General features: G+C 51.9%; 26 protein-coding genes and 1 pseudogene. 14 read left to right on the plus strand and 13 right to left on the minus strand.

Annotation, left to right across the window (positions count from 1 at the left end; translation table 11 throughout):
* The first annotated feature begins 729 nt into the window (after positions 1-729).
* A pseudogene (locus VY86_RS24100) lies at positions 730-1,490 on the plus strand (IS5 family transposase).
* Positions 1,491-2,936: 1,446 nt separating this feature from the next.
* Here VY86_RS24100 and VY86_RS09905 read toward each other — a convergent pair.
* Both VY86_RS09905 and VY86_RS09910 read right to left on the minus strand, forming a co-directional pair.
* Positions 2,937-3,542, minus strand: a complete 606-nt coding sequence (locus VY86_RS09905) for a hypothetical protein (RefSeq protein ID WP_046974828.1) — start codon at positions 3,540-3,542, stop codon at positions 2,937-2,939.
* Positions 3,543-3,566: 24 nt separating this feature from the next.
* On the minus strand, positions 3,567-4,046 hold the full coding sequence (locus VY86_RS09910; RefSeq protein WP_046974829.1) for a hypothetical protein: 480 nt from the start codon (positions 4,044-4,046) through the stop codon (positions 3,567-3,569).
* 140 nt (positions 4,047-4,186) lie between these two features.
* Here VY86_RS09910 and VY86_RS24670 point away from each other — a divergent pair, with 140 nt between their 5' ends.
* Together VY86_RS24670 and VY86_RS24675 are read left to right on the plus strand one after the other, a co-directional pair.
* Complete coding sequence (locus VY86_RS24670; RefSeq protein ID WP_158019937.1) at positions 4,187-4,330, plus strand: hypothetical protein; 144 nt, start codon at positions 4,187-4,189, stop codon at positions 4,328-4,330.
* Positions 4,331-4,755: 425 nt separating this feature from the next.
* Positions 4,756-4,977 carry a hypothetical protein gene (locus VY86_RS24675; RefSeq protein WP_158019889.1) on the plus strand — a complete coding sequence of 74 codons (222 nt, stop codon included), beginning with the start codon at positions 4,756-4,758 and terminating at the stop codon, positions 4,975-4,977.
* A gap of 29 nt (positions 4,978-5,006) precedes the next feature.
* Here VY86_RS24675 and xerC (VY86_RS09920) read toward each other — a convergent pair whose 3' ends face one another.
* The 3 genes from xerC (VY86_RS09920) to VY86_RS09930 form a co-directional block, all read right to left on the minus strand.
* Positions 5,007-6,035, minus strand: a complete 1,029-nt coding sequence (gene xerC / locus VY86_RS09920; RefSeq protein ID WP_046976807.1) for a site-specific tyrosine recombinase XerC — start codon at positions 6,033-6,035, stop codon at positions 5,007-5,009.
* 464 nt (positions 6,036-6,499) lie between these two features.
* On the minus strand, positions 6,500-6,835 hold the full coding sequence (locus VY86_RS24680) for a hypothetical protein (protein WP_158019887.1): 336 nt from the start codon (positions 6,833-6,835) through the stop codon (positions 6,500-6,502).
* Positions 6,836-6,883: 48 nt separating this feature from the next.
* Positions 6,884-9,661: a CHC2 zinc finger domain-containing protein gene (locus tag VY86_RS09930; RefSeq protein ID WP_046974830.1), complete on the minus strand. Its 2,778-nt coding sequence runs from the start codon at positions 9,659-9,661 to the stop codon at positions 6,884-6,886.
* A 132-nt stretch (positions 9,662-9,793) separates the two neighbouring features.
* On the opposite strand from VY86_RS09930, the gene VY86_RS09935 reads away from it, so the two are divergent.
* The 3 genes from VY86_RS09935 (at position 9,794) to VY86_RS09945 (ending at position 10,769) form a co-directional block, all read left to right on the plus strand.
* The gene (locus VY86_RS09935; RefSeq protein ID WP_046976653.1) at positions 9,794-10,156 is read left to right on the plus strand and encodes a helix-turn-helix domain-containing protein; all 363 of its coding nucleotides are present in this window, start codon (positions 9,794-9,796) and stop codon (positions 10,154-10,156) included.
* Between the two features lie 78 nt (positions 10,157-10,234).
* A complete protein-coding gene (locus tag VY86_RS09940) occupies positions 10,235-10,558 on the plus strand; it encodes a SymE family type I addiction module toxin (RefSeq protein WP_046973704.1) in 324 nt (107 codons plus the stop codon).
* 13 nt (positions 10,559-10,571) lie between these two features.
* Positions 10,572-10,769: a DUF7706 family protein gene (locus VY86_RS09945; protein WP_046973705.1), complete on the plus strand. Its 198-nt coding sequence runs from the start codon at positions 10,572-10,574 to the stop codon at positions 10,767-10,769.
* 54 nt (positions 10,770-10,823) lie between these two features.
* Here the strand turns inward: VY86_RS09945 and VY86_RS09950 are convergent, their stop codons facing one another.
* The 3 genes from VY86_RS09950 to VY86_RS09960 are packed head-to-tail and all read right to left on the minus strand — an operon-like array spanning position 10,824 to position 13,194.
* Complete coding sequence (locus VY86_RS09950; RefSeq protein ID WP_046973706.1) at positions 10,824-11,297, minus strand: SMI1/KNR4 family protein; 474 nt, start codon at positions 11,295-11,297, stop codon at positions 10,824-10,826.
* A 15-nt stretch (positions 11,298-11,312) separates the two neighbouring features.
* Positions 11,313-11,828: an RHS repeat-associated core domain-containing protein gene (locus VY86_RS26680; protein ID WP_046974831.1), complete on the minus strand. Its 516-nt coding sequence runs from the start codon at positions 11,826-11,828 to the stop codon at positions 11,313-11,315.
* Positions 11,812-13,194: an IS4 family transposase gene (locus VY86_RS09960; protein WP_046973493.1), complete on the minus strand. Its 1,383-nt coding sequence runs from the start codon at positions 13,192-13,194 to the stop codon at positions 11,812-11,814. Before VY86_RS09960 ends, VY86_RS26680 begins: the two co-directional genes overlap by 17 nt.
* 215 nt (positions 13,195-13,409) lie before the next feature.
* Here VY86_RS09960 and VY86_RS24685 point away from each other — a divergent pair, with 215 nt between their 5' ends.
* Both VY86_RS24685 and VY86_RS24690 read left to right on the plus strand, forming a co-directional pair.
* Complete coding sequence (locus tag VY86_RS24685) at positions 13,410-13,553, plus strand: hypothetical protein (RefSeq protein WP_158019888.1); 144 nt, start codon at positions 13,410-13,412, stop codon at positions 13,551-13,553.
* A 473-nt stretch (positions 13,554-14,026) separates the two neighbouring features.
* Positions 14,027-14,206 carry a hypothetical protein gene (locus tag VY86_RS24690; protein WP_158019938.1) on the plus strand — a complete coding sequence of 60 codons (180 nt, stop codon included), beginning with the start codon at positions 14,027-14,029 and terminating at the stop codon, positions 14,204-14,206.
* Positions 14,207-14,236: 30 nt separating this feature from the next.
* On the opposite strand, the gene xerC (VY86_RS09970) is transcribed toward VY86_RS24690, so the two are convergent.
* Both xerC (VY86_RS09970) and VY86_RS09975 read right to left on the minus strand, forming a co-directional pair.
* Entirely contained in the window at positions 14,237-15,268 is a 1,032-nt protein-coding gene (xerC, locus tag VY86_RS09970; RefSeq protein ID WP_046974818.1) for a site-specific tyrosine recombinase XerC, read from the minus strand.
* Between the two features lie 248 nt (positions 15,269-15,516).
* The gene (locus VY86_RS09975; RefSeq protein ID WP_046974819.1) at positions 15,517-18,243 is read right to left on the minus strand and encodes a CHC2 zinc finger domain-containing protein; all 2,727 of its coding nucleotides are present in this window, start codon (positions 18,241-18,243) and stop codon (positions 15,517-15,519) included.
* Between the two features lie 136 nt (positions 18,244-18,379).
* Between VY86_RS09975 and VY86_RS09980 the strand changes: the two genes are divergently transcribed.
* The 3 genes from VY86_RS09980 (at position 18,380) to VY86_RS09990 (ending at position 19,322) form a co-directional block, all read left to right on the plus strand.
* Positions 18,380-18,712, plus strand: a complete 333-nt coding sequence (locus VY86_RS09980; protein ID WP_046976802.1) for a helix-turn-helix domain-containing protein — start codon at positions 18,380-18,382, stop codon at positions 18,710-18,712.
* A gap of 77 nt (positions 18,713-18,789) precedes the next feature.
* Positions 18,790-19,110: a SymE family type I addiction module toxin gene (locus tag VY86_RS09985; RefSeq protein ID WP_046974820.1), complete on the plus strand. Its 321-nt coding sequence runs from the start codon at positions 18,790-18,792 to the stop codon at positions 19,108-19,110.
* Positions 19,111-19,124: 14 nt separating this feature from the next.
* A complete protein-coding gene (locus tag VY86_RS09990; protein WP_046974821.1) occupies positions 19,125-19,322 on the plus strand; it encodes a DUF7706 family protein in 198 nt (65 codons plus the stop codon).
* A 66-nt stretch (positions 19,323-19,388) separates the two neighbouring features.
* Here VY86_RS09990 and VY86_RS09995 read toward each other — a convergent pair whose 3' ends face one another.
* Both VY86_RS09995 and VY86_RS26185 read right to left on the minus strand, forming a co-directional pair.
* Positions 19,389-19,865: a hypothetical protein gene (locus VY86_RS09995; protein WP_046974822.1), complete on the minus strand. Its 477-nt coding sequence runs from the start codon at positions 19,863-19,865 to the stop codon at positions 19,389-19,391.
* The gene (locus tag VY86_RS26185) at positions 19,862-20,770 is read right to left on the minus strand and encodes an RHS repeat domain-containing protein (protein ID WP_052760811.1); all 909 of its coding nucleotides are present in this window, start codon (positions 20,768-20,770) and stop codon (positions 19,862-19,864) included. The genes VY86_RS09995 and VY86_RS26185 overlap by 4 nt, the downstream gene beginning before the upstream one ends.
* A gap of 100 nt (positions 20,771-20,870) precedes the next feature.
* On the opposite strand from VY86_RS26185, the gene VY86_RS24695 reads away from it, so the two are divergent.
* From VY86_RS24695 to VY86_RS24705, 3 genes are all read left to right on the plus strand, one after another.
* A complete protein-coding gene (locus VY86_RS24695; RefSeq protein ID WP_158019930.1) occupies positions 20,871-21,026 on the plus strand; it encodes a hypothetical protein in 156 nt (51 codons plus the stop codon).
* Between the two features lie 141 nt (positions 21,027-21,167).
* Positions 21,168-21,371, plus strand: coding sequence for a hypothetical protein (locus VY86_RS24700; protein ID WP_158019939.1), 204 nt, complete (start codon positions 21,168-21,170; stop codon positions 21,369-21,371).
* 80 nt (positions 21,372-21,451) lie between these two features.
* Positions 21,452-21,673, plus strand: coding sequence for a hypothetical protein (locus VY86_RS24705; protein ID WP_158019934.1), 222 nt, complete (start codon positions 21,452-21,454; stop codon positions 21,671-21,673).
* Between the two features lie 30 nt (positions 21,674-21,703).
* Here the strand turns inward: VY86_RS24705 and xerC (VY86_RS10015) are convergent, their stop codons facing one another.
* Entirely contained in the window at positions 21,704-22,735 is a 1,032-nt protein-coding gene (gene xerC, locus VY86_RS10015; protein ID WP_046974818.1) for a site-specific tyrosine recombinase XerC, read from the minus strand.
* Between the last annotated feature and the right edge of the window lie 97 nt (positions 22,736-22,832).

Below are 22,832 nucleotides of genomic sequence, written 5' to 3' on the forward strand. Positions count from 1 at the left end.
TTATTGCGTTAAATCCGCCTTAATATAAGATATTTAATTTTTAGATATTCGTACTTTTAAATGATTAAGCAGGTCAGGTAAATGTAAAATAAAGGGAGGATAGGATCACTGATAAATAAATTAAACAGGTCAGGCTAAAAAATTGGGATCCAGCCCTGCGTTTTATGATGGGCAGGATTTAATCTTTTATTAAAAATCATTTTTTAACTGATAGTTTTAATCGGTATAAAACTTTAACTATCGTTTTTATCACTTTTAACCCCTGATTTTTGTTAAGTTTAATCATCATCGGATTACGTTTAACGAACGCAAATTATATCCACTTTTTATCTTTACTGATGTTGTTAAATAACCGACGATAAAACGTTTGATACCCATCTGTTCGGATAATATCCTTTTACGTGCGGATTTCTTTTCAACTCGCTATTAATGGTTAATGATCTTCGATTAAATGTCATTAACTGTCCTCTGAAAAGTTGCATTTAGTACTACAGCCGTACTTACTTTTTTCAACAGAAAAGACACTCATAGAAAAGCTTAATTCATGCGGTTTCTCAGAGTTATGAGCATCAAGGAAAATGCAACTTTCTGGTATCTACGGCTGTAGTATTAGAACCTATCCCAAAAGGAATTGTCATATTGTATAATATTCTAGAACGGATAATTTCTGAAGGTATAGAAAGTATGGCAAACAACAAATGGCGGCTCAGTGATGAACTTTGGGAAAAAATGGCGCCACTTATTCCCGAACATAAAACTCAGCATCCGCTGGGCACACATCGTAAACGGGTTGATAACCGCGCCGCTATGGATGCCATCTTCTTTGTGCTCAGAACGGGCTGCCAATGGAACGCCCTGAATGCAACAGGAATATGCTCGTCAAGTTCGGCTCACCGTCGTTTTCAGGAATGGCGTGACGCCGGCGTTTTTGAACGCTTCTGGCAAAACGGTTTACTGGCCTGCAAGCATCTCGCGATCATCGACTGGTCGTGGTTATCACTGGATGGCTGCATGACCAAATCCCCTTTAGCGGGGACAAAAAAACAGGTCGTAACCCCACAGACCGGGGGAAACAAGGCGTAAAACGCAGTCTCATGACCGAGGCTAACGGGCTTCCTCTTTCACTCGTTGTTGCCGCGGCAAACACGCACGATATCAAATTGGTTGCAGATACGCTTGATGCACTTCAGACAGGCAAGCCCGGTAAAAAGGTCAGGCTGTGTCTGGATAAGGGATATGATGCTGAATGGCTGAGAGGCTATCTACAGAGTCGGCACTACGAGCCGCACATCCAGTCTCGCAAGGAAGAATCAGATGCCTGCCAGAATACGGACTTTAAAGCTCAAAGATGGGTTGTCGAGAGGACGCATAGCTGGATGAATCGCTTTCGCCGGATACTGATCCGATGGGAAAAGAAGGTCGAAAACTATGAAGCTATGTTACATTTTGCGTGCGGGATTATAGTTTGGAACAAAACCCTATTGGGATAGGCTCTTAATCCGCCCTGATATAAAAGTTTTAACACTTCGATATTCGCGCTTTTAAATGATTATAACAGATCAGGTAAATGTAAAATAAAGGGAGTATAGAATCACTGATAAATGGATTAAACAGGGCAGGGTAAACAAAATGAATCCTGCCCTGCGTTTATAATGGGCAGGGTTTAACCTGTGATTAAACGTTATTTTTTAACTGATAGGTTTAATCGGTATAAAGTTTTAACCGTTGTTTTTATCACTTTTAACCCCTGCTTTCTTCAATTTAATCATTGTCGGATTACGTTTAACAAACACTAATTATATCCACTTTTTATCTTTGCTGACGCTGTTAAATAACCGGCGATAAAGCGTTTGATATCCATCTGTTCGGATGATATCCTTTTACGTGCTAATTTCTTTTCAACTTGCTATTAACGGTTAATGATTTTCGATTAAATGCCATTAACTCTCCTTTTGAAAATCGGCATTTATTGCATTTAGTCCGCCCTGATATAAAAGCTTTAACACTTCGATATTCGCGCTTTTAAATGATTATAACAGATCAGGTAAATGTAAAATAAAGGGAGGATGGAATCACTGATAAATGGATTAAACAGGGCAGGGTAAACAAAATGAATCCTGCCCTGCGCTTTATTATTGGCAGAATTTAACCTGTTATTAAAAATCATTTTTTTAACTGATAGTGTTAATCAGTATAAAATTTTAACCGTCGTTTCTATCACTTTTAATCCCAGATTTTTGTTAAGTTTAATCATTATCGGATCACGTTTAATGAATGCGAATCATATCCATTTTTTATCTTTACTGACGCTGTTAAATAACCGGAGAGAAAGCGTTTTAATACCCATTTTTTCGGATGATATTCTTTTACGTACAGGTTTATTTTCAACTCGCTATTAACGGTTAATGATTTTCGATTAAATGCGATCAACTGTCCTCTGAAAAGTGGCATTTATTGCGTTTAATCCGCCCTGATATAAAAGTTTTAACACTTCGGTATTCGCGATTTTAAATGATTATCGTAGGTCAGGTAAATGTAAAATAAAGGGAACATTACTAATGGTTTTTGATTAAATGCAATTAAATAGCTTTCCATAATACCGATACACTTGTGCCTTTTGTTTTCTTTTTGAACAATGTTGGTTCTGTAGCCTATCTCACTGATTTTTCGGATCGCTTAGATGAAAAGGCTGTATATCTTGGTACACAAGGGTTGGTTGGAAGTGGAGCATAATTATGAAATCTTATTTAACTGTCCTTGGTACAACAGGTTAAGCGTCTGTGCGGTTAATGACGAGGAAGCGTATTAGATTAAGGATACTATCGGTAAGCTCCAGTCTGCGTTGGCTTACTGTGGGTATGTGCCACGGTAAATCATCAATAAAGCCGGAAGATCTCAGAGGATCTTTCCGGCTTTTTATTATTTATGACAAAAAATTAACCATAAAAATAATCAAAGAAACTCTCGAAATTATTTGAGCCTATTATTGGTTTAATTTCATTGGTAATAATATCTATAAATTCTGAACTAAGCTCATCATCGTCATTATTATCACCAATATCAAAAATATTAAATTTCCCATAAACTATTTCAATTAGTTTAGCTATAGAAAGAAAGAAGTCAGCTAATGAATCAGCTATTTTAAATGGTTCACCAACGCTATAATTGGCATAAATAGGAGTACCTTTAATGTCTGTTATAGCAATAATAGGTTTTCCACCACCAAAATCATCCATAAATACTAGATGATTTTTAGACCATTTAGGGTTATCTGATATACTTGCTGAATCTTTAATCCAACGATATCCATATTGGGCTTGTTCTATTTTTTCAACTTCAAAAAAGGTTATTGGTGTAATTCCTATTTCTATCTTAATATTAATAGGTTCAAATTTGTTGAAGAAGAAATTGATTTCTTCTGAATATTCAATCGAATTGGGCCATTTGAGTTCAACACTATTATTTCCTTCAAATTTTCCTTGAAGATTAAATTTTTCATGGACATTAGATAATTCTATTAAGGCTCTTTCTAGTTCACTCATATCATATCCTTAAAATCTTTATAGTTAACGACCACATTTTTTTACTATCTGTTTAGAGGTTTCTTCGCGATCAATTAGCCGCCCATTACCAGGAGTATCATAACTACCTCTATGCCCTTGATTACTATATAAATGCTCATCAACACCACTAGGATGATTGGCATTTTGTAGGAATACAATATTCCTAGGATCACCTTTCCAAGCTTGGCCTAGTGTACCATTACCTTTAACACTATTTATATGATGTCCTGTATACCCTCGTTCAGACATAATAGAGGCTAATTTTCTGTTACTTTTTGTATTCAAAATAATTTGGCGTTCAGCATCTGTCCAATTTCGAGAACCACCGCCAGCAGTAACAAGTGTTCTTTCTTGACCCCATGCTCTATTTATAGCTGTTCCTCTTGCTCCCGGTTTAGGAGTCACAGTATCACGAAGCTTATATCTCACTAAATCTTTTGGATTTAACCCCAGCGGATCAACCCATCCGGTCGGATTCTGCACGTAACTGTAAGGATTTACTCCTCCGGCTAACCCCAAAGGGTCTTAGGGACTATCCCGACGCCATCATACAGTTTAGCGGACCTTTCCCCCTGATTTAGCAGCCTTTTTCTCCACCACTTTTTCCCGCCCTGTTAAAGAACATGCCAACTGGCCCCGACGGGCACTTTCCCGATGTTAGCGCATTTTTCCCCCGACGTCAGCGCCGGGTTTCGGCCCGCTTTGCCTGCCAGAACCGGGTTTTATTGGGAACCCGTGGCGGCGGTGCAGCTTGTCTGCGCCGCTGACGCGGGTTGGCCGGGTGCGGGCCGGCGAGGCCCGCAGGTGACGCTGTTCAGCAGGGAAGCCCCTGGGGGCTGCACGGGGCGAAGATGGCGAGCACGGGGACGAGCAACGAAGCGCAGCGCAGTGCGAGCCGCGCGCAGCCAGTGCAGCGGGGTTGGGGCGGGGGCAATAAACTGCGGCCAGCTCGCTGGCCTGCTTTCAGGGCTGTTGACCTTGACGGACTGACCGGCAGCGGCTTAAGGCGGATGTTGACACCGGAGCCGCCAGGGACGGCGGCGACTGCGGCGGCCGGTTTTGGCACCGCGACTGACAGCAGCGGGCGCAGCCCGGTGCGCCTCTGGGGCTGAGAAGCTCAATCCGGCGGCCAGCCGCTCACCGTTGTTGAGGTGGCCGCGCAGCGCCCTGCGGTGGGCGGCGCCGACATAATGTGCCGTTAAGCGTTGTGGGCCGTGCAGGCCCATTTCGCTTAATGCCACATTATGTTCATTGGGGGCTGACCGGCAACGGTGCTGACAGAGGACGCGACGGCTTAATGCCGGGCGGCCACCATTTACCGCCGGCACGCCGAAGGTCGGCAGGCAGTCTGTGCGCAGGGACGCGCTCAGTCTGCCTTTCACTGCACTCCACACGCTCACAGGGAACCGGCTAACATTAAGATTGTCCGGCAACACAGCACGTTCAGACCGGCTTCGGGCTGTCCGGCTTGTCACTCTCCGCCTGCTTGTCGTCTGGCGTGGCCTGCTTTGACTGCCGTTCTGCCGGGTGGGTCTGCTCATGCACTTGCTTTAAGTGACCGATGGCCACCCGCGTATAGATTTGCGTCGTCTCCAGTTTCTCATGCCCCAGTATCGCCTGGATGTGCCGGGTGTCCGCGCCGTTCTCCAGCATCTGGGTTGCCATTGAGTGGCGGAACAGATGACAGGCCCCCGGTTTAGTCAGTTGCGCCTGTTTACGGATGCTGTCGGCGGCTATCCAGGTTAACGTGCCCTTTGCCAGTCCCCGGCCTTTCCTGGTGATAAACAGGTGTCCACTGTCACCCCGCCGCGTTAACTCGGGCCGGACGCTGAGCCAGCGGCTTAACCAGTGCAGCGCCTGTTCGCCGATGGGCACCACCCTATCTTTACGGCCTTTACCCTGTCTGACCAGCACCACCCCGCGCCCGAAGTCCACCTCGCTTAACAGCAGGTTGGCTACTTCCATCCGCCGGATACCGGTACTCCACAGTACTTCAAGGATAGCGCGATTTCTCAGCCCGGTTGGGGTGTTGATATCCGTTGCGGCTAAGACCGTGTGGGTTTCCTCTTCATTCATTACCTGTGCCGGCAGCCGTTTTTCTTCCTTCGGCAACACCAGACTGTCCACCGGGTTATACAGGATATGGTGACGTTGCAACAGCCAGCGGAACCACTGACGTAAGACACTCAGGCGGTCCCGCTGACTGCCCGGCGTGTAGGGCTGGCCGTCCGCTTTACGGTGGCTTCTCAGCCAGCGCTGGTAACTTTCCAGCAACGGCAGGCTGACCTGCGGTGCGGTCATCACCCCACGCGCTTCGCACCAGTTGACGAACGGCAACAGCCGCTCTTCATAGGACTCTTGTGTCCGTTCGCTTAAGCCCTGTCCCTGCACGGCTTCCAGCCAGGCCGCCAGATGCTGGCGTAAGGTGGCGAAGCGGGCCGGGATGGCGTCGGGTTGACCGTGGGTCTCCATGACAGAGGGGCGTTTTTTTCTGTCTGGCGAGGCGAGGGTTGTTGCCGGGCTGGTTGGGATAGCGTGCTGTTGCTGCAACCAGTCGAACCACAGGCGTAAGGACCGCAGGCGTCGGCGCTGACTGTCCTGCGTATAAAGCTGGCCGTTGGCCTTGCGGTACCGGGCCAGATACTGCTGCCAGTTTTCCAGTAACGGTTCGGTGACCTGAGCGGCGGATATTACGCCCTGTTCCTCACACCAGTTGACGAACGGTGACAGCCGTTCATGACGGGCGGACTGGCTCTTTTGACTCGCCCCCTGCAACAGCAGGTTATCCAGATACGCGTCCAGATGCTGGCGCAGGGTCAGCGAGCGGGGGTTGGATTGATGTTTAACGGGTGATGACATGATGGGATTTCCTGTAGGGAACAGCGGTTAATGGTTATCGGTGTGTGATACATCACGACGGTACGATGGCTTGATTCTTAGGTGGCCGGAACAGTCCTTTTCTGTCTGCCCCAACTTGCGGACCGCTCAGCCCGGTATTGCTGCGGTCTGGCGTCCATTTCCCGGCCTCCAACTTGGGCCCAACTTGACCCCAACTTGAGGGCAACTTGCGGTTCAGTCAGTCCAACTTGCGTCGGTCGTATTCCGGGTTTTCGGGTTCTATGATGTACTGGCAGTACGATACGACGGCTTTTTCTTATTATTGCCGGAACAGTGTTTTTCAACCGTCCCCAACTTGCGAGCCGTTCCTCCCAGTATTGCTGCGGTCTGACGCCGGTTTCCCGCCCTCCAACTTGGGCCCAACTTGATCCCAACTTGAGGGCAACTTGCGGTTCAGTCAGTCCAACTTGCGTGAGTCATATTCAGGGTTTTACCGGTTTTTCCGGCGCTGTCAGGTCAATCAGGCCGCACAGATGGGCTTCTTCTGCGCTGTCGCCGTTCCACAGCAGTTCATACTGCAACAGATGGCCGCGACTGCCGCCGTGGACTAACAGATATTCCATGTCGGCCAGTCGCTGACAGTGGACTTTTAACTGGTTATCGCTCCACTGGGTGTAATGGCGGATATCGCGGCGGGTAAAGCGGACCGCGTTCACCGGGCGTTGCTGCGCTGTCGCCGTCTCTTTCACCATCGCTTGTATCAGCAGTAACAGTTTTCGGGTCTGGGGCGACATTTCATCCAGCGTGCGGCCTAATATCTCGTGGGCCAGCCGGTTTGCTAAGCTAATATCGTCTTTGGTCACCTCGATATATTCAAGCCGTTTGCCCCGGTGTTCCGCGGTCTTCACCTCGCGCTGGTGCTGATGCAGCAGGGCGATACTTTGTATCAGGGTGAGATATTTCATGTGGTCGCGTCGGGTGCGGGTTTTATCGCTCATGAACGTTAACTGTGAGGCATAAGGGTTAACCACATTCAGCGGGCGCAACAGCCGCTGGGCGTTTTGATGCAGTTCGGTGATATATGCCTTTTCATTCTCGGCCAGTAGACCTTCCAGCGTTTGTTTATGGCGCTGCAAGGCGTGGATAGCTTCGGTCTGCTCCCGCGATTCGTTTACCGTCAGCACCAGACAGCGGTTTAACAGCTCTTCATCCACATCTATCGCGGTGGTGGTGAGCATCAGCATCACCGGCCCTTTTACCGTGTACTGTTTGGTCACCAGATTCCCGCTGGCGTCATCTTTACCGGTGCTGGCAATGGTCAGTTCGCCGTCGCTTTGCAACAGTTTGAGCGCATAGGCGGCCTGCCTGACGCCTTCCTCTTCGGCAATGGCTAAGATTTTATGCTGGAGATTGGTTTCCCCCAGATAGAACAGACTCTGGCCGGTCATGGCGCTGTATTGCAGCCGTTCTTCTTCCGGTATCAGATTGAGTACCGCATCCATTAAGCTGCTTTTCCCTGCCGCCGAACTGCTTTGTATCAGCACGGCCAGCGGACGGTCCAGCTTGCGACTGACGGCGGCTAAGTAACCGGCCAGCAGGTTAGTGGATTCGCCCACCACGCCACAGGCGGCTAAGTCAGCGGTGATGCGTTCACTCAGTTTCGGGTCTTGCAGCAGCGCCAGCGCCGCAGCCCGCTGGTCCTCGCTCAGTTCGGGAACCGGTGGGGGTTCGGTTTGTTCACTGACGCCGGCCTGTTGACACTGTTCCAGTACCAGCAACACCTGCCCCAGTGCCCGGCGCAGGTCACCTTCGGCCAGCCCGAGTTCGGTGGCGGCCAGCCGCGCATACCCGCCCCGGCTGCGGGCGCTCATCATGTCCACGCTGTCGGCAAACATCACGCCGCTGTCGGTATCAACGACCTGAACATTCACTTTCATCACCGCCGCCCCGGCTTTCACCTGTGACAGGCCCCGGATACCCCACTGTTGTGTGCCCAGCGTCAGGGATATCTCGCCGTTAGCGCCGGTTTCCCAGACCACATTCGGCATTGACGGCAACGCGGCTATACCGGCGGCTAATGTGCTGACTGTTTCCGGCACCGGAACCGGCTGATGTTCAGCCAGTGCGGCCCGCTCTGTTGCAGTGGTGGCCTGTACCTCTGCCGCTTCCTGCATCGGCACGGCACTGTCGAGCAACAACCCGAAGGCCCGTTCCGGCTCAGCGACCTGACACAGATAGCCGTTGGCATCCATGCCCTCGGGGAACACCACCCGGAACACGGTGATACCGACGGCGGTCAGTTCGGCGGCCAGTTTTACCGCCGCTTCATTGCCTGCCGGATCATTGTCGTAGGCGATCAAGACCTGCTTAACGCCATGCCGCCGAAACGCCTGCCGCATCTCATCGGTGAAGCCGTTCACCCCATAGGCGGCGGTGACATGGCGGTGACCGGCCACCCAGAACGACAGGGCGTCGATCAGGGATTCACAGAGGATGACCGTCCCTGAACTGATCAGCGCCGGCTCATTCCATATCCCGCCATGTGCGCCGGGAAGGTACAGATGCAGCGGCGTTCCTTTACGTAAACGGTCGGTGATTTTGCGCCCGTAGATCTCGCGGATCTGGCCGTTCGGGTCGATAACCGGTATCACCAGCGAACCGGTAAAGTGCTCGTGCCCGCTGTCGCGCATCAGCCCCACGGCCCGAAGACGGGCGCGGATCTGTGCGCCGGCCTGCACCGCCTTGATGGGCAGGCGATAGGCTAACGTGCGGTTGGCAAAGCCCAGTTTAAACTGGGCGACTAATTCCGGGTGGTTGAGCCGGCGTTTTTCCAGATAAGCCAGGGCTTCGGGGGCATTCAACAGCGTATGATGGTAGAACCCGACGACCCGACTGAGCAGCGCCTGCCGTCCGGCGTCATCATCGGCCAGCATGGCGGGTTCATCCGGTTTCACCAGCGGGGCCACCGAGGGGTTATCTCCCAGTATCCCGCGCAACTGTTCCACGGCCCGGCGCAGACTTAAGCCTTTGGTTTTCATTACCCAGTCCAGCACGGAGCAGCCGGCATCACAGCCAAAACAGTGATAAAGATTTTTTGCCGGTGAGATAACCATTGACGGGGTTTTCTCCTGATGGAACGGGCACAGCAGCACGTAATCTTTGCCGCGTTTAAAGAGCTGTCGCCCCTGTTGCTCCACCACGGCGACTAAGGAGACGGCGGCTTTCAGGTGCTGTAATTCTGCTTCCGGGATGCGTGCCATAAGTTTGTTCCTTTGAAACCTTGTCAAGACCACTAATATGTTTTATTATGGCACATATATATGTACTATCGTCAAGTGGATATTAATCAAGGGGGTAAAATCATGAGTCACTCGGTTTACTGGTGCTTATCTATGCCCTTATCTGAACGACTCATTGCTTTACGTAAGCAACGTAGCTTATCTCAGCAGGCGATGGCTGATGCTATTGGGATTCATGCTAATAGCTGGAAGAAGTACGAGACAGGGCAGGCTCAGCCTTCCCTCGATGTATTGAAGAAGATCGCGACTTCGCTGAATGTCAGCACGGACTTTTTGTTATTTGATGAACATGAACGTGTGCCAGTTGATGAACTGTCCTTGCAGTTTGAAGCCATCAGCCAGCTTCCTGATGATGAACAGAGTATTGTTCGTGAAGTGCTGGAGAGTTTAATTATCAAGTATCAGTCCCGACGTTGGGATTCAGCCAGACAGGCAGCGAAGAAGAAAGAAGAGTAACGAATAAAGCTAACGCGGATTGCCAGTGCGCCAACACTGACAACCCGCTCACCACAGCAACTAATAGGAGTAGTCACTATGGCTAAGGCGCATTCTAAAGCAGAAGCGGCAGTAAATAAAGCTGTGAAAACAGAACGTTATTACACGGTGGGCTATGTGCCGAACGGGAATAAGGTCAACAACGCCACACCGGCGATACATTTGAAGGGGCTGTGGCTGAGACAGGCGGGGTTTAATACTGGCGGCCAGATTACGGTGAAGGTGATGGATGGCTGTCTGGTTCTGATTCCTGACAGTGAAGCCACACAACACTATCAGCAGCAATACCAGCGGCAGCAAAGCCAACTTAATGAGATTAAGCTGCGGATGCGGGAGATGCTGGCTGAATACAACGCGGGCTAAGGGAGAGGATAAAATGAAAGTGGTGATTGAGCATTTGCAGGACATTCAGTTAACCCACATTGAAGCGCTGGCCTTGGCCCAACTGGTTAAACGACTGAACTGGGCGGAGATACGCGCCTGTGCCGTGAATGACGAGGAAGCGTATCAGATTAAGGATGCGATCTCTAAGCTCCAGTCCGCTCTGGCTTACCGTGGGTATTCACCAAGGTAGATCATAAGAAGACCGGAAGATATCGAAGGATCTTCCGGTTTTGATTCGAAATCATTATTGAGTTAAAACATCTAAATCAAAATGTTCTGGTTGGAAACCTCTGTTAACAACAAATTCAAAAAAATCCTCTTTTATTGATTCAATGCTTCCATCCCCTGATGAATCAAAAAAATATACTTCATTTTTATATTGAGTCTTCTCTTTTAAAAAACCGTAATAACCACCAGTTTCATCATCACTAAAAGCAATGAAACCTTGTGGCATTGAGACCATTTCATATTCTTTATTCTTAACAGGTAAATACCACTCACTATTAGGATTAAGAGAGTAAATATTCACGAATGCAAAATACCCGGCATTATAATTATTTGAAAAATAAATATATTCATCTGGTAAAGTTCCTCCTACAAGCAACTCTACTTGTTCTATATCCTCCTTACTTGCCAAATATTCATCTCCTGATAAAAACCAATTTGGTTTGATGCTTTTTACATAATTAACAACTCGTGAGAATTCATGTGTATTCATGTTAGTACCAAAATATTAATCGTAAATTAGATGAGGATATATTTGCTCTGCACCTTGTTCTCTTGCTCTATACCACCAATGTAATTTCCTATCCGCATCTCGCATGGCCGGTGTGACACCCTGATTAAATTTATTTGGATGTAATGCAGTATTGCCTCTATGAACGTTTGGTAAAACTTCATGGATGGCAGAGCCTGGCATTTGATGAGCATGATGTAGATCTGGCGAGCCTAAACCTTTAGGTGTTCTTCCATGCAATCCATTAAATATGTCTTGTTTACTCCAGTCTCCAGATATTCTGACGGGCTTATCATTCACTCCATAACCAAAACCCGTTTTTGTATTAGGTTTACTGAAATTAGATGATTCTCTGGCGGCTTTACTTGCTGCGATATTGTCCAGAACACGTTGTTTGATTACTGGGCATGTTGCCAGCCCCAGAGGATCAACCCATCCGGTGGGATTATGGACATACGAATACGGGTTCGGACCCCCATTTAGCCCTGTCTCTTGATCAGATCTCCAAATCAACTGATTTAGCCAGCAAATAGCCGTCTATCAGGGTTTGCAGCCGAAACCAACCTTCCCAAAGTCGTTCCCATCCGACTCGACCCGTGCGTTTGGAATCGTACCAGCCGGCCAGTTTTCCCAGATTGATGAAGGCCCAATGCAAGCTCGGGGCTTTTTTCGGCACACGGCATTTTTCTTGTTTTGACCACAGTAATTTCCACGCCAGGGGGCTTAATACTGTCTCACAGCTCTCTTTCTCTGCTTCTTCTTTGTTCAGACCCTTAAAACGCAGCTGGTGTATCCGTACCGCAATAAAGGCCAGCAGCACTATCATCCGCTCCAGATTATCTTTGCTTTGCATACGCAGCGCTTCTACCTGCGTGCCGCCCGTTTTCCACGCTTTGTGAAATTCTTCTATCAGCCAGCGGCGCTCGTAATAACTGAATATTTTATGGGCGTCTTCCTGACTGTTGACGGGTTCGGAGGTCAGAAGATGCCAGCAAAGCCCATCCTCCGGACCTTTTTCGTAGCAACCGACATAAAATATCCGCACCGCTTCACCGCTTTTTCCTTCGGGGATTTTCAACGTCACTTCGGCATAACGGATATCACAATGCGCGACACGCGCCTGACGCCCGCCTTTCTGTCTGATCTGAACTAATCGTTCTCCAGCACTCTGTAACTGGCTGATAAAGTCATAAAGTTTATCCTGACTTTCCTCAATACGCCGGTTTTGCATCGAACGGATGACGAAACGGTGTTTTTGGCTCGTTTTATAACGCAGATATTCAATGATATCGGCTTCACGGTCACAGACAGAAATCACGTTGGCCATCTGCTCCCCTAACCGGCTGTCGACGGCTTGTGAGGCCCGTTCCCACTTATAACTCTCTTTCCCTTCATAAGGGCGTGTGTCGCGTTGTCGGCTTTTGCCATAATCACTGACATCTCGACACCAGCGCTGTTGCTCTATCAACCCCACGACCTGTTGTTCTTCAGGCGCAAATAACAACACCGAGTGTACCTGCATGCCCCGGGATTTTTCCGTCGAGGTGGTATAGCCGAGTTCATCGGCGACCGACGCGTGGGAAAATGACAGGGTTGTCGTGTCTTCCAGCGCTAACAGGCAACGATAACGTTGAGCGTGAGCGACGGTGGCGGTAAATCCGGCTTCGGCGATGGCCTGAGGCGCAATGGCGGAATTTCGGGTCAGTCGGTAGGCCGCTTCAACATCGGCAGGAGAGTCAAGAGATTGCACGAGCGATTGTCCTATATGGTTAGCCAACGAACAGGCCACTTTCACCAGGCGGTTGGTACGGCGTTTATCACCTAATTCCGCATGTTGAAACGTGTCATTTGCCCATTGTTCAGCGCAGGTTGAAAACATAAAGATTACCTCAAGTCGTGTTTGTTATTGAGATCAATCTATGAGGAAAAAGTTCAATAACGAGGGGGCAGGTTAAAATATTTGTGTAGGAAAGACAGCATTTAGCCCGAGCGGGTCTTAGGGACTATCCCGACGCCATCATACAGTTTAGCGGACCTTTCCCCCTGATTTAGCAGCCTTTTTCTCCGCCGCTTTTTCCCACCCTGTTAAAGAACATGCCAACTGGCCCCGACGGGCACTTTCCCGATGTTAGCGCATTTTTTCCCCGACGTCAGCGCCGGGTTTCGCCCCGCTTTGCCTGCCGGAACCGGGTTTTATTGGGAACCCGTGGCGGCGGTGCAGCTTGTCTGCGCCGCTGACGCGGGTTGGCCGGGTGCGGGCTGGCGAAGCCCGCAGGTGAAGCTTTTCAGCGGGGAGCCCCCGCTCGCGGGGGCGGACGGGGCGGAGATGGCGAGTACGGGAACGAGCGAGGAGCCTGCGACTGCGAGCCGGACGCAGCCAGTGCAGCAGGGTTGGGCGGGGGCCATAAATTGCGCCAGCTTGCTGGCCTGCCTTCAGGGCGGTTGACCTTGACGGACTGACCGACAACGGTTTAAGGCGGATTTTCGCCCCGGAGCCGCCACGGACGGCGGCGACTGCGGCGGCCGGTTTTGGCTCTGGGGCTGACAGCAGCGGGTGAGCGGGCGAACCCGGTGCGCCACACTGCTCTGAGAAGCTCAACCCGGCGGCCAGCCGCGCACCGGGGCCAAGGTAACCGCGCAGCGCCCATGGGTGGGCGGTGCCGACATAATGTTTGTTATGCGAGGTGGGCCGTTCAGGCCCATTTTGCATAATGCCACATTATGTTGAATGGCGGCTGACCGGCAACGAGAGTTGCAGAGGAAGACGAGGCTTAATGCCGGGCGGCCGTCATTTACCGCCGGCACTCAGCAGGTGGGCAGGCAGTCTGTGCGCAGGGATGCGCGCAGTCTGCCTTTCACTGCACCCCACACGCTCACAGGGAACCGGCTAACATCAAAGACTGTCCGGCAACACAGGGCGTTCAGTCCAACTTCGGGTTGGCCGGCTTATCACTCTCCGCCTGCGGGTTGTCTGACGGTGTTTTCTGTTCGGGCTTCCGTTCTGCCGGGTGCGTCTGCTCATGCACTTTCTTTAAGTGACCGATTGCCACCCGTGTATAGATTTGCGTGGTTTCCAGACTCGCATGCCCTAATATCGCCTGGATATGTCGGGTATCGGCCCCGTTGTCCAGCATTTGCGTGGCCATTGAATGTCGGAACAGGTGACAGGCCCCGGCTTTCTCCAGTTGCGCTTTTTGGCGAATACTGGCGCCCGTCAGTTGGGTGAGTCTGTCGCGTGACATCTGCCGGCCATTGAGGGTGATAAACAGGTGGCCGCTGTCATGGCGGTGGGCCAGTCGCGGCCGCACGCTGTCAAGGTAGCGTTGTAACCAGTGCAGGGCCTGTTCCCCGATGGGCACCACCCGGTCTTTACGGCCTTTGCCCTGTCTCACCAGCAGTACGCCGCGCCCGAAGTCGATGTCGCTTAACCGCAGATTGGACAGTTCCATCCGCCGGATACCGCTGCTCCACAGCACTTCGAGGATGGCCCGGTTTCTTAAGCCGGTCGGCCTGTTGATATCAATGGCCTGTAATACCGTCTGTGTTTCGTCCTCGCTTAGCACCTGAGCAGGCAGGCGTTTGTCTCTTCGGGGCAACACCAGTTCCTCGGCCGGGTTATACAGGATGTATTGGCGTTGTCGCAGCCAGCGGAACCAGACTCTGAGGTCACTCAGCCGTTTTGACTGTGTGCTCACGGCCAGCGTGTTGCCGTCGGCTTTACGATAGGCTCTCAGCCAGGACTGATAACTTTCCAGTAACGGCGGGCTGACTTGCGGGGCGGACATGACCCCCCGGGCCTCACACCAGTTAACGAACGGCAACAGCCGTTCCTGATAGCCGGTCAGCGTCCAGACGCTGTAGTGTCTGGCGGTCAGGCAATCCAGATAGGCTTTAAGCTGCTGGCGTAATGTGGTGAGATGAGCGGGGCGTGTAGAAGCGATGGTCTGAGTCATGACGGGGTTTCCTGTAAGGTACATGGATTGTTGTTATGGGGTAATCATTGACTACGATACGATGCGGTTTTTCTTTATTGCCTGCCGGAACAGTGCTTTTTCCTTTACCCCGACCGGTTTAGCGTCGGGGCCTTGTATAGCCTGCATTTGGGTGGATTTATACTGCCCGACCAGCCCACGACCTGCACCCGACAGGCGTGCGACCGTCTGAGTGATAACCCCGACCGGATGGAATCATACGCCGACTTTTAGGGCGCTATCAGGCCGCACAGGTGCGCCGTGTCGTTATCTTCACCGTCGAACAGCAGTTCATAGACGAACGTCAGTCCGCGACGGTGCAACAGCAGGTATTCCATTTCGACCAGCCGTGACAGATGGATTTTTAGCTGGGTATCGCCCCATTGGATGGCGTCACGCAACAGTTTGCGGGTGAACAGCCACTCATGGCGCGGCTGCCCGCTGGCTTTTACCCAGGCTTGTATCAGCAGCAACAGTTTCCGGGTCTGGGGCGGCATCTCATCCAGTGTGCGGCCTAATATCTCGTGGGCCAGCCGGTTTGCTAAGCTAATATCGTCTTTAGTCACCTCGATATATTCAAGCCGTTTGCCCCGATGTTCCGCGGTCTTCACCTCGCGCTGGTGCTGATGCAGCAGGGCGATACTTTGTATCAGGGTGAGATATTTCATGTGGTCGCGTCGGGTGCGGGTTTTATCGCTCATGAACGTTAACTGTGAGGCATAAGGGTTAACCACATTCAGCGGGCGCAACAGCCGCTGGGCGTTTTGATGCAGGTCGGTGATATACGCCTTTTCATTCTCGGCCAGTAAGCCTGCCAGCGTCTGTTTATGGCGCTGTAAGGCGTGGATAGCTTCGGTCTGTTCCCGGGATTCGTTCACGGTTAGCACCAGACAGCGGTTTAGCAGCTCTTCATCGACATCTATTGCGGTGGTGGTGAGCATCAGCATCACCGGCCCTTTCACCGTGTACTGTTTGGTCACCAGATTCCCGCTGGCGTCATCTTTACCGGTGCTGGCAATGGTCAGTTCGCCATCACTTTGTAACAGCTTAAGCGCATAGGCGGCCTGCCGCACCCCTTCTTCTTCGGCTATCGCGAGTATCTTGTGTTGGAGATTGGTTTCCCCCAGATAGAACAGACTCTGGCCGGTCATGGCGCTGTATTGCAGGCGTTCCTCTGCCGGTATCAGATTGAGGACGGCATCCATCAGTGAGCTTTTTCCGGCTGCGCTGCTGCTTTGTATCAGCACGGCCAGCGGACGGTCCAGTTTGCGGCTGACGGCGGCTAAGTAACCGGCCAGCAGGTTAGTGCTTTCCCCCACCACGCCACAGGCGGCTAAATCAGCGGTGATTCGCTCACTCAGTTGCGGGTCTTGCAGCAGCGCCAGCGCCGCTGCCCGTTGGGCTTCACTGAGTTCAGGTTGAGATTGAGTGGCTGTCTGTTCACCGGCACGGGCCTGTTGACACTGTTCCAGTACCAGCAACACCTGTCCCAGCGCCCGGCGCAGGTCACCTTCGGCCAGCCCGAGTTCGGTGGCCGCCAGCCGCGCATACCCGCCCCGGCTGCGGGCGTTCATCATGTCCACGCTGTCGGCGAACATCACGCCGCTGTCGGTATCAATCACCTGCGCATTGACTTTCATGACTGCTGCCCCGGCTCTGACCTGAGCCAGCCCGCGAACACACCAGCGCAGCGGGCCCAGTGAGATGATAATTTCGCCGTTTGGCCCGGTCTCCCAGACGACTCCGGGCAAAGACAGCGGTTTTGTTGCCCGCTCAGCGGCTAAAGCAACAGGGGGTTCCGTTGCCGGGGACGGCGGCGCTGCCGGTGCGACCGGTGCTTCGGTATCGGTTTCCTGCGCCGGGTCATACATCGGCACCGCGCCATCCAGCAATAACCCGAATGCCGGTTCGGGCTCGGCGACCTGACACAGATAGCCGTTGGCATCCATGCCCTCGGGGAACACCACCCGGAACACGGTAATGCCGGTGGCGGTCAGGTCTGCGGCCAGTTTCACCGCCGCCTCATTGCCGGCGGGGTCATTATCGAAGGCAATCAGCACCTGCCTGACCTGATGCCGTTGCAGTGCCTGCCAGTGGTCGGGGGTAAAGCCATTGACGCCGTAGGCAGCGGTCACGTTACGGTATCCCGCCACCCAGAACGACATGGCATCGATTAATGATTCACACAGGATAAGCGATTTGGACGCTATCATGGCGGCTTCATTCCACACGCCGCGGTGCTCGCCGGGCAGGTAGAGATGTTTCGGGGTACCCGCCCGCAGGCGCTGGATGATTTTCCGGCCATAGATTTCCTGTACCTGCCCGTGGTTGTCGAGTACCGGTATCACGAGCGAGCCGCTAAAGTGTTCGTGACCTGACGCTCGCATCAGGCCCACCGCTTGCAACCGGGCCCGGATAGCGGCCCCGGTTTTCAGTTGTTTCTCCGGCAGCCGGTAAGCCAGAGTTCGGTTGGCAAAGCCGGGCTTAAAACCGGCGACTAATTCGGGATGATGTAACCGGCGTTTTTCCAGATAGGCCACGGCTTCCGTGGCGTTCAGCAGCGTATGATGGTAAAACTCCACCACCCGGCTGAGCAGCGCCTGCCGTCCGGCTTCGTCTTCGGCCAGTACGGTGGGTTCATTCGGCTGAACCAGCGGCGCGACAGCCGGATTATTCCCCAGCGTGCCGCGCAGGTGCTCTGCCGCCCGCCGCAGGCTCAGGCGTTCGGTTTTCATCACCCAGTCCAGCACTGAACCGCCAGTGTTGCAGCCAAAACAGTGATAGAGGTTTTTTTCCGGGCTGAGGACCATTGACGGGGTTTTCTCCTCATGGAACGGGCACAGCAGCACGTAATCTTTGCCGCGTTTAATCAGCTTGTGGCCCTGTTGTTCCGCCACGGCCACTAAGGAGACGGCTGTTTTCAGGTGCTGCAATTCTGCTTCCGGGATGCGTGCCATAAAAATGTTCCTTTTAAAACCTTGTCAATGCTCTATATAGATACTATTATATGTCCTATAAAGGTTATTTAGTCAAGTCTATTCGGAACAGGGGGAGATAATGGAAGCCATCACGACTGATAAAGGAACATTCTGGATGAGCTTTTCTGCCCGTTTTCTGCAACTGCGTAAGCAACAAGGACTGACTCAGCCCCAGATGGCTGACAAGGTGGGGATACATCTGACACAAGTTCGTCGCTATGAATCTGGTGAGGCTCAACCCTCTTTAGACATTCTTAAACGTATTGCTGTTACGTTTAATGTTTCGGCTGACTGGCTGATATTTGAGGAGGGCGAGCGGGAGCCGCAGGACGAACTTAAGCTCAAGTTTGAGGCGGTTAAACAGATGGATGAGGAAGAACGACGCTCTGTGACCTCAGTTTTGGATGCCATGATTTTAAAACATCAGGCAAAGCGGTTACTGAGCTGACTTGATTTAACGCGGCGCTGAGGTGCTACAACACCCCGGTGCCGCTCACCACAAGCAACTAATAAGGGTAGTTAATTATGGCTAAGGCGCATTCTAAAGCAGAAGCGGCGATAAATAAAGCTGTGAAAACAGAACGTTATTACACGGTGGGCTATGTGCCGAACGGGAACAGGGTTAGCAACGCCACCCCGGCGATACATCTGAAGGGGCAGTGGCTGAGACAGGCGGGATTTAATACTGGCGGCCAGATTACGGTGAAGGTGATGGACGGTTGTCTGGTGCTGATTCCAGAGAGTGAAGCCACGCAACAACAGCATCAGCAGTACCAGCGGCAACAGGCCCAACTGCGGGAGATTAAGCAGCAGATGCAGGCGCTGATAACCGGTTTTGCGGGTTAAGGGGAGAACATGAGATGACGATAGCGATTGAACATTTACAGGACATTCAGTTAACCCACCTTGAAGCGCTGGCCTTAGCCCAACTGGTTAAGCGGCTGAGCTGGGCGGAGATACGCGCCTGTGCCGTGAATGACGAGGAGGCGTATCAGATTAAGGATGCGATCTCTAAGCTCCAATCTGCTCTAGCGTACAGTGGGTATACCCCAAGATAGATCATAAATAAGGCCGGAAGATCACGGGGATCTTTCCGGCTTTACCAATTTTTATTTCTAATAGTATTAGTAAACTATTAGATTTCCATTAGGCCATTCCCCATCCCAGCCACAAGGGAGGTGACCACTTTCATATACTTCAATTAACTTTTCAAAGAATAGAGGTTTTTTCAATTTATCCTTATATGTGTCTTCTATTAAGTAATGGACGATATCCCAACTAACGCATTGAGATAAAATTAAAGTATCAAATCCATCTATATCGGGAATCTTTTTAACTACTTCTTTCTCAAGGAAATTTTTGGCATCTTTAGCTATATTGTTCCAATTTTGGAATACAATTGAATGATTTATTGCTAAAAAGCCAGATATATCATTGGCTGCTTCTAGTGTTACATCTTCCCATTCTGGAGCAGAAATATATTGATTTGCATCACTCGAACTTTTTACCATCTTAATGCCGGGTATATTTAATTGATTTCCTACATTAGAAAACCAATCTATAGACAAAAGCCTGTTTATTGAATGACTAGATATTTTCATGGTTTCACCTGATTTATTCTCCCTGGTATTCTAGGCACTTTCATACCACCAAGAGCACCATGCTGAATCCTATTTTGTATACTATACCTGATAGCTTGATTTACTTGACTAGCAGATAATCCTGCCGATTCTAAAGAATGTTTGACAGCTTGAGTATATTGAATGTTAGTTGGTCGTTGCCCAGTAAACTCGCCACCTCTTCTATACTTATTCCAGAACTGCTCTAGAGATTTATGAGCCTCATAATGAGGAGTGCCGGGTTGCGTAAAAGCATTACCTTTTAACTTAATTGCAGCACCACTATTGGTTGGAATTACCCCCCTATAAGCGGCATCTTGGTTTAAGTGATGAGATTGCCCTGGTTGAGGATCTTTTTTCAAGCTGCCATGAGGACCTAAGGCAGGATCACCAGATGGAAACTCACATTTCTTTGACGATAGCCCTAACGGATCGATCCAACCCGTCGGATTATGCGCGTAACTGTAAGGATTTACTCCTCCTGCTAACCCCAAAGGATCGGTGCTGAGGTAACAACCCCCTTCCGGTAAATAATACCTGAACCGGTTATAGAATAAACCACTTTCCTCATCAAACAGTTGCCCCGCGAACCGCAGGCCCGGATCCAGCGGCATGGCTTCCGGCAGCGCCAGGTTCAGCCCGTACAGCGACTGTTTCGGCTGCCGCCACACCCGCTTGCCGGCCGGGTCAAACAGCGCCAGCGGCTCACCGGTCGGCGCACTCACCGCATACTGCGTCTCAATCGCCCCCACCACCAGGTCCACCCGGTTGTCCAGATTGAGGGTAAACTGCTGCGTCTGCTGGGCCATCAGCTCCCAGCCGTCAAACACCAGATGGCGGATTATTTTCAGCCGCCCGTGCTGATATTCGCGGATTTCCGCCGGCACGTCGCCGTCCCACAGGTCTGGCGTATCCCGGCATCATCATACTGACGGGTGGACTTTTCCCCCTGATTTAACAGCTTTTTTTCTGCTGCTTTTTCCTGGTTTGTTAAAGTGCATTCCAACTCGCCCCGACGGGCACCTGGCCGATGTTAGCGTATTTTTTCCCCGACGTCAGCGCCGGGTTTTGGCCCGTTTTTCCTGCCATAACCGGGTTTTATCGGGAACCCGTGGCGGCGGGGCAGCTTGTCTGCGCCGCTGACGCGGGTTGGCCGGGTGCGGGCCGGCGAGGCCCGCAGGTGACGCTGTTCAGCAGGGAAGCCCCTGGGGGCTGCACGGGGCGGAGATGGCGAGCACGGGGACGAGCAACGAAGCGCAGCGCAGTGCGAGCCGCGCGCAGCCAGTGCAGCGGGGTTGGGGCGGGGGCAATAAACCGCGGCCAGCTTGCTGGCCTGCCTTCCGGGCTGTTGACCTTAACGGACTGACTGACAACGGTTTAAGGCAGATTTTCGCCCCGGAGCCGCCAGGGAGGGCGGCGACTGCGGCGGTGGGTTTTGGCACCGCGGCTGACAGCAGCGGGCGCAGCCCGGTGCGCCTCTGGGGCTGAGAAGCTCAACCCGGCGGCCAGCCGCTCACCGTTGTTGAGGTGGCCGCGCAGCGCCCTGCGGTGGGCGGCGCCGACATAATGTGCCGTTAAGCGTTGTGGGCCGTGCAGGCCCATTTCGCTTAATGCCACATTATGTTGAATGGCGGCTGACCGGCAACGAGAGTTGCAGAGGAAGACGAGGCTTAATGCCGGGCGGCCGTCATTTACCGCCGGCACTCAGCAGGTGGGCAGGCAGTCTGTGCGCAGGGATGCGCGCAGTCTGCCTTTCACTGCACCCCACACGCTCACAGGGAACCGGCTAACATCAAAGACTGTCCGGCAACACAGGGCGTTCAGTCCAACTTCGGGTTGGCCGGCTTATCACTCTCCGCCTGCGGGTTGTCTGACGGTGTTTTCTGTTCGGGCTTCCGTTCTGCCGGGTGCGTCTGCTCATGCACTTTCTTTAAGTGACCGATTGCCACCCGTGTATAGATTTGCGTGGTTTCCAGACTCGCATGCCCTAATATCGCCTGGATATGTCGGGTATCGGCCCCGTTGTCCAGCATTTGCGTGGCCATTGAATGTCGGAACAGGTGACAGGCCCCGGCTTTCTCCAGTTGCGCTTTTTGGCGAATACTGGCGCCCGTCAGTTGGGTGAGTCTGTCGCGTGACATCTGCCGGCCATTGAGGGTGATAAACAGGTGGCCGCTGTCATGGCGGTGGGCCAGTCGCGGCCGCACGCTGTCAAGGTAGCGTTGTAACCAGTGCAGGGCCTGTTCCCCGATGGGCACCACCCGGTCTTTACGGCCTTTGCCCTGTCTCACCAGCAGTACGCCGCGCCCGAAGTCGATGTCGCTTAACCGCAGATTGGACAGTTCCATCCGCCGGATACCGCTGCTCCACAGCACTTCGAGGATGGCCCGGTTTCTTAAGCCGGTCGGCCTGTTGATATCAATGGCCTGTAATACCGTCTGTGTTTCGTCCTCGCTTAGCACCTGAGCAGGCAGGCGTTTGTCTCTTCGGGGCAACACCAGTTCCTCGGCCGGGTTATACAGGATGTATTGGCGTTGTCGCAGCCAGCGGAACCAGACTCTGAGGTCACTCAGCCGTTTTGACTGTGTGCTCACGGCCAGCGTGTTGCCGTCGGCTTTACGATAGGCTCTCAGCCAGGACTGATAACTTTCCAGTAACGGCGGGCTGACTTGCGGGGCGGACATGACCCCCCGGGCCTCACACCAGTTAACGAACGGCAACAGCCGTTCCTGATAGCCGGTCAGCGTCCAGACGCTGTAGTGTCTGGCGGTCAGGCAATCCAGATAGGCTTTAAGCTGCTGGCGTAATGTGGTGAGATGAGCGGGGCGTGTAGAAGCGATGGTCTGAGTCATGACGGGGTTTCCTGTAAGGTACATGGATTGTTGTTATGGGGTAATCATTGACTACGATACGATGCGGTTTTTCTTTATTGCCTGCCGGAACAGTGCT

The sequence above is a fragment of the Photorhabdus thracensis genome (genome assembly GCF_001010285.1).
Taxonomy (GTDB): Bacteria; Pseudomonadota; Gammaproteobacteria; order Enterobacterales; family Enterobacteriaceae; genus Photorhabdus; species Photorhabdus temperata.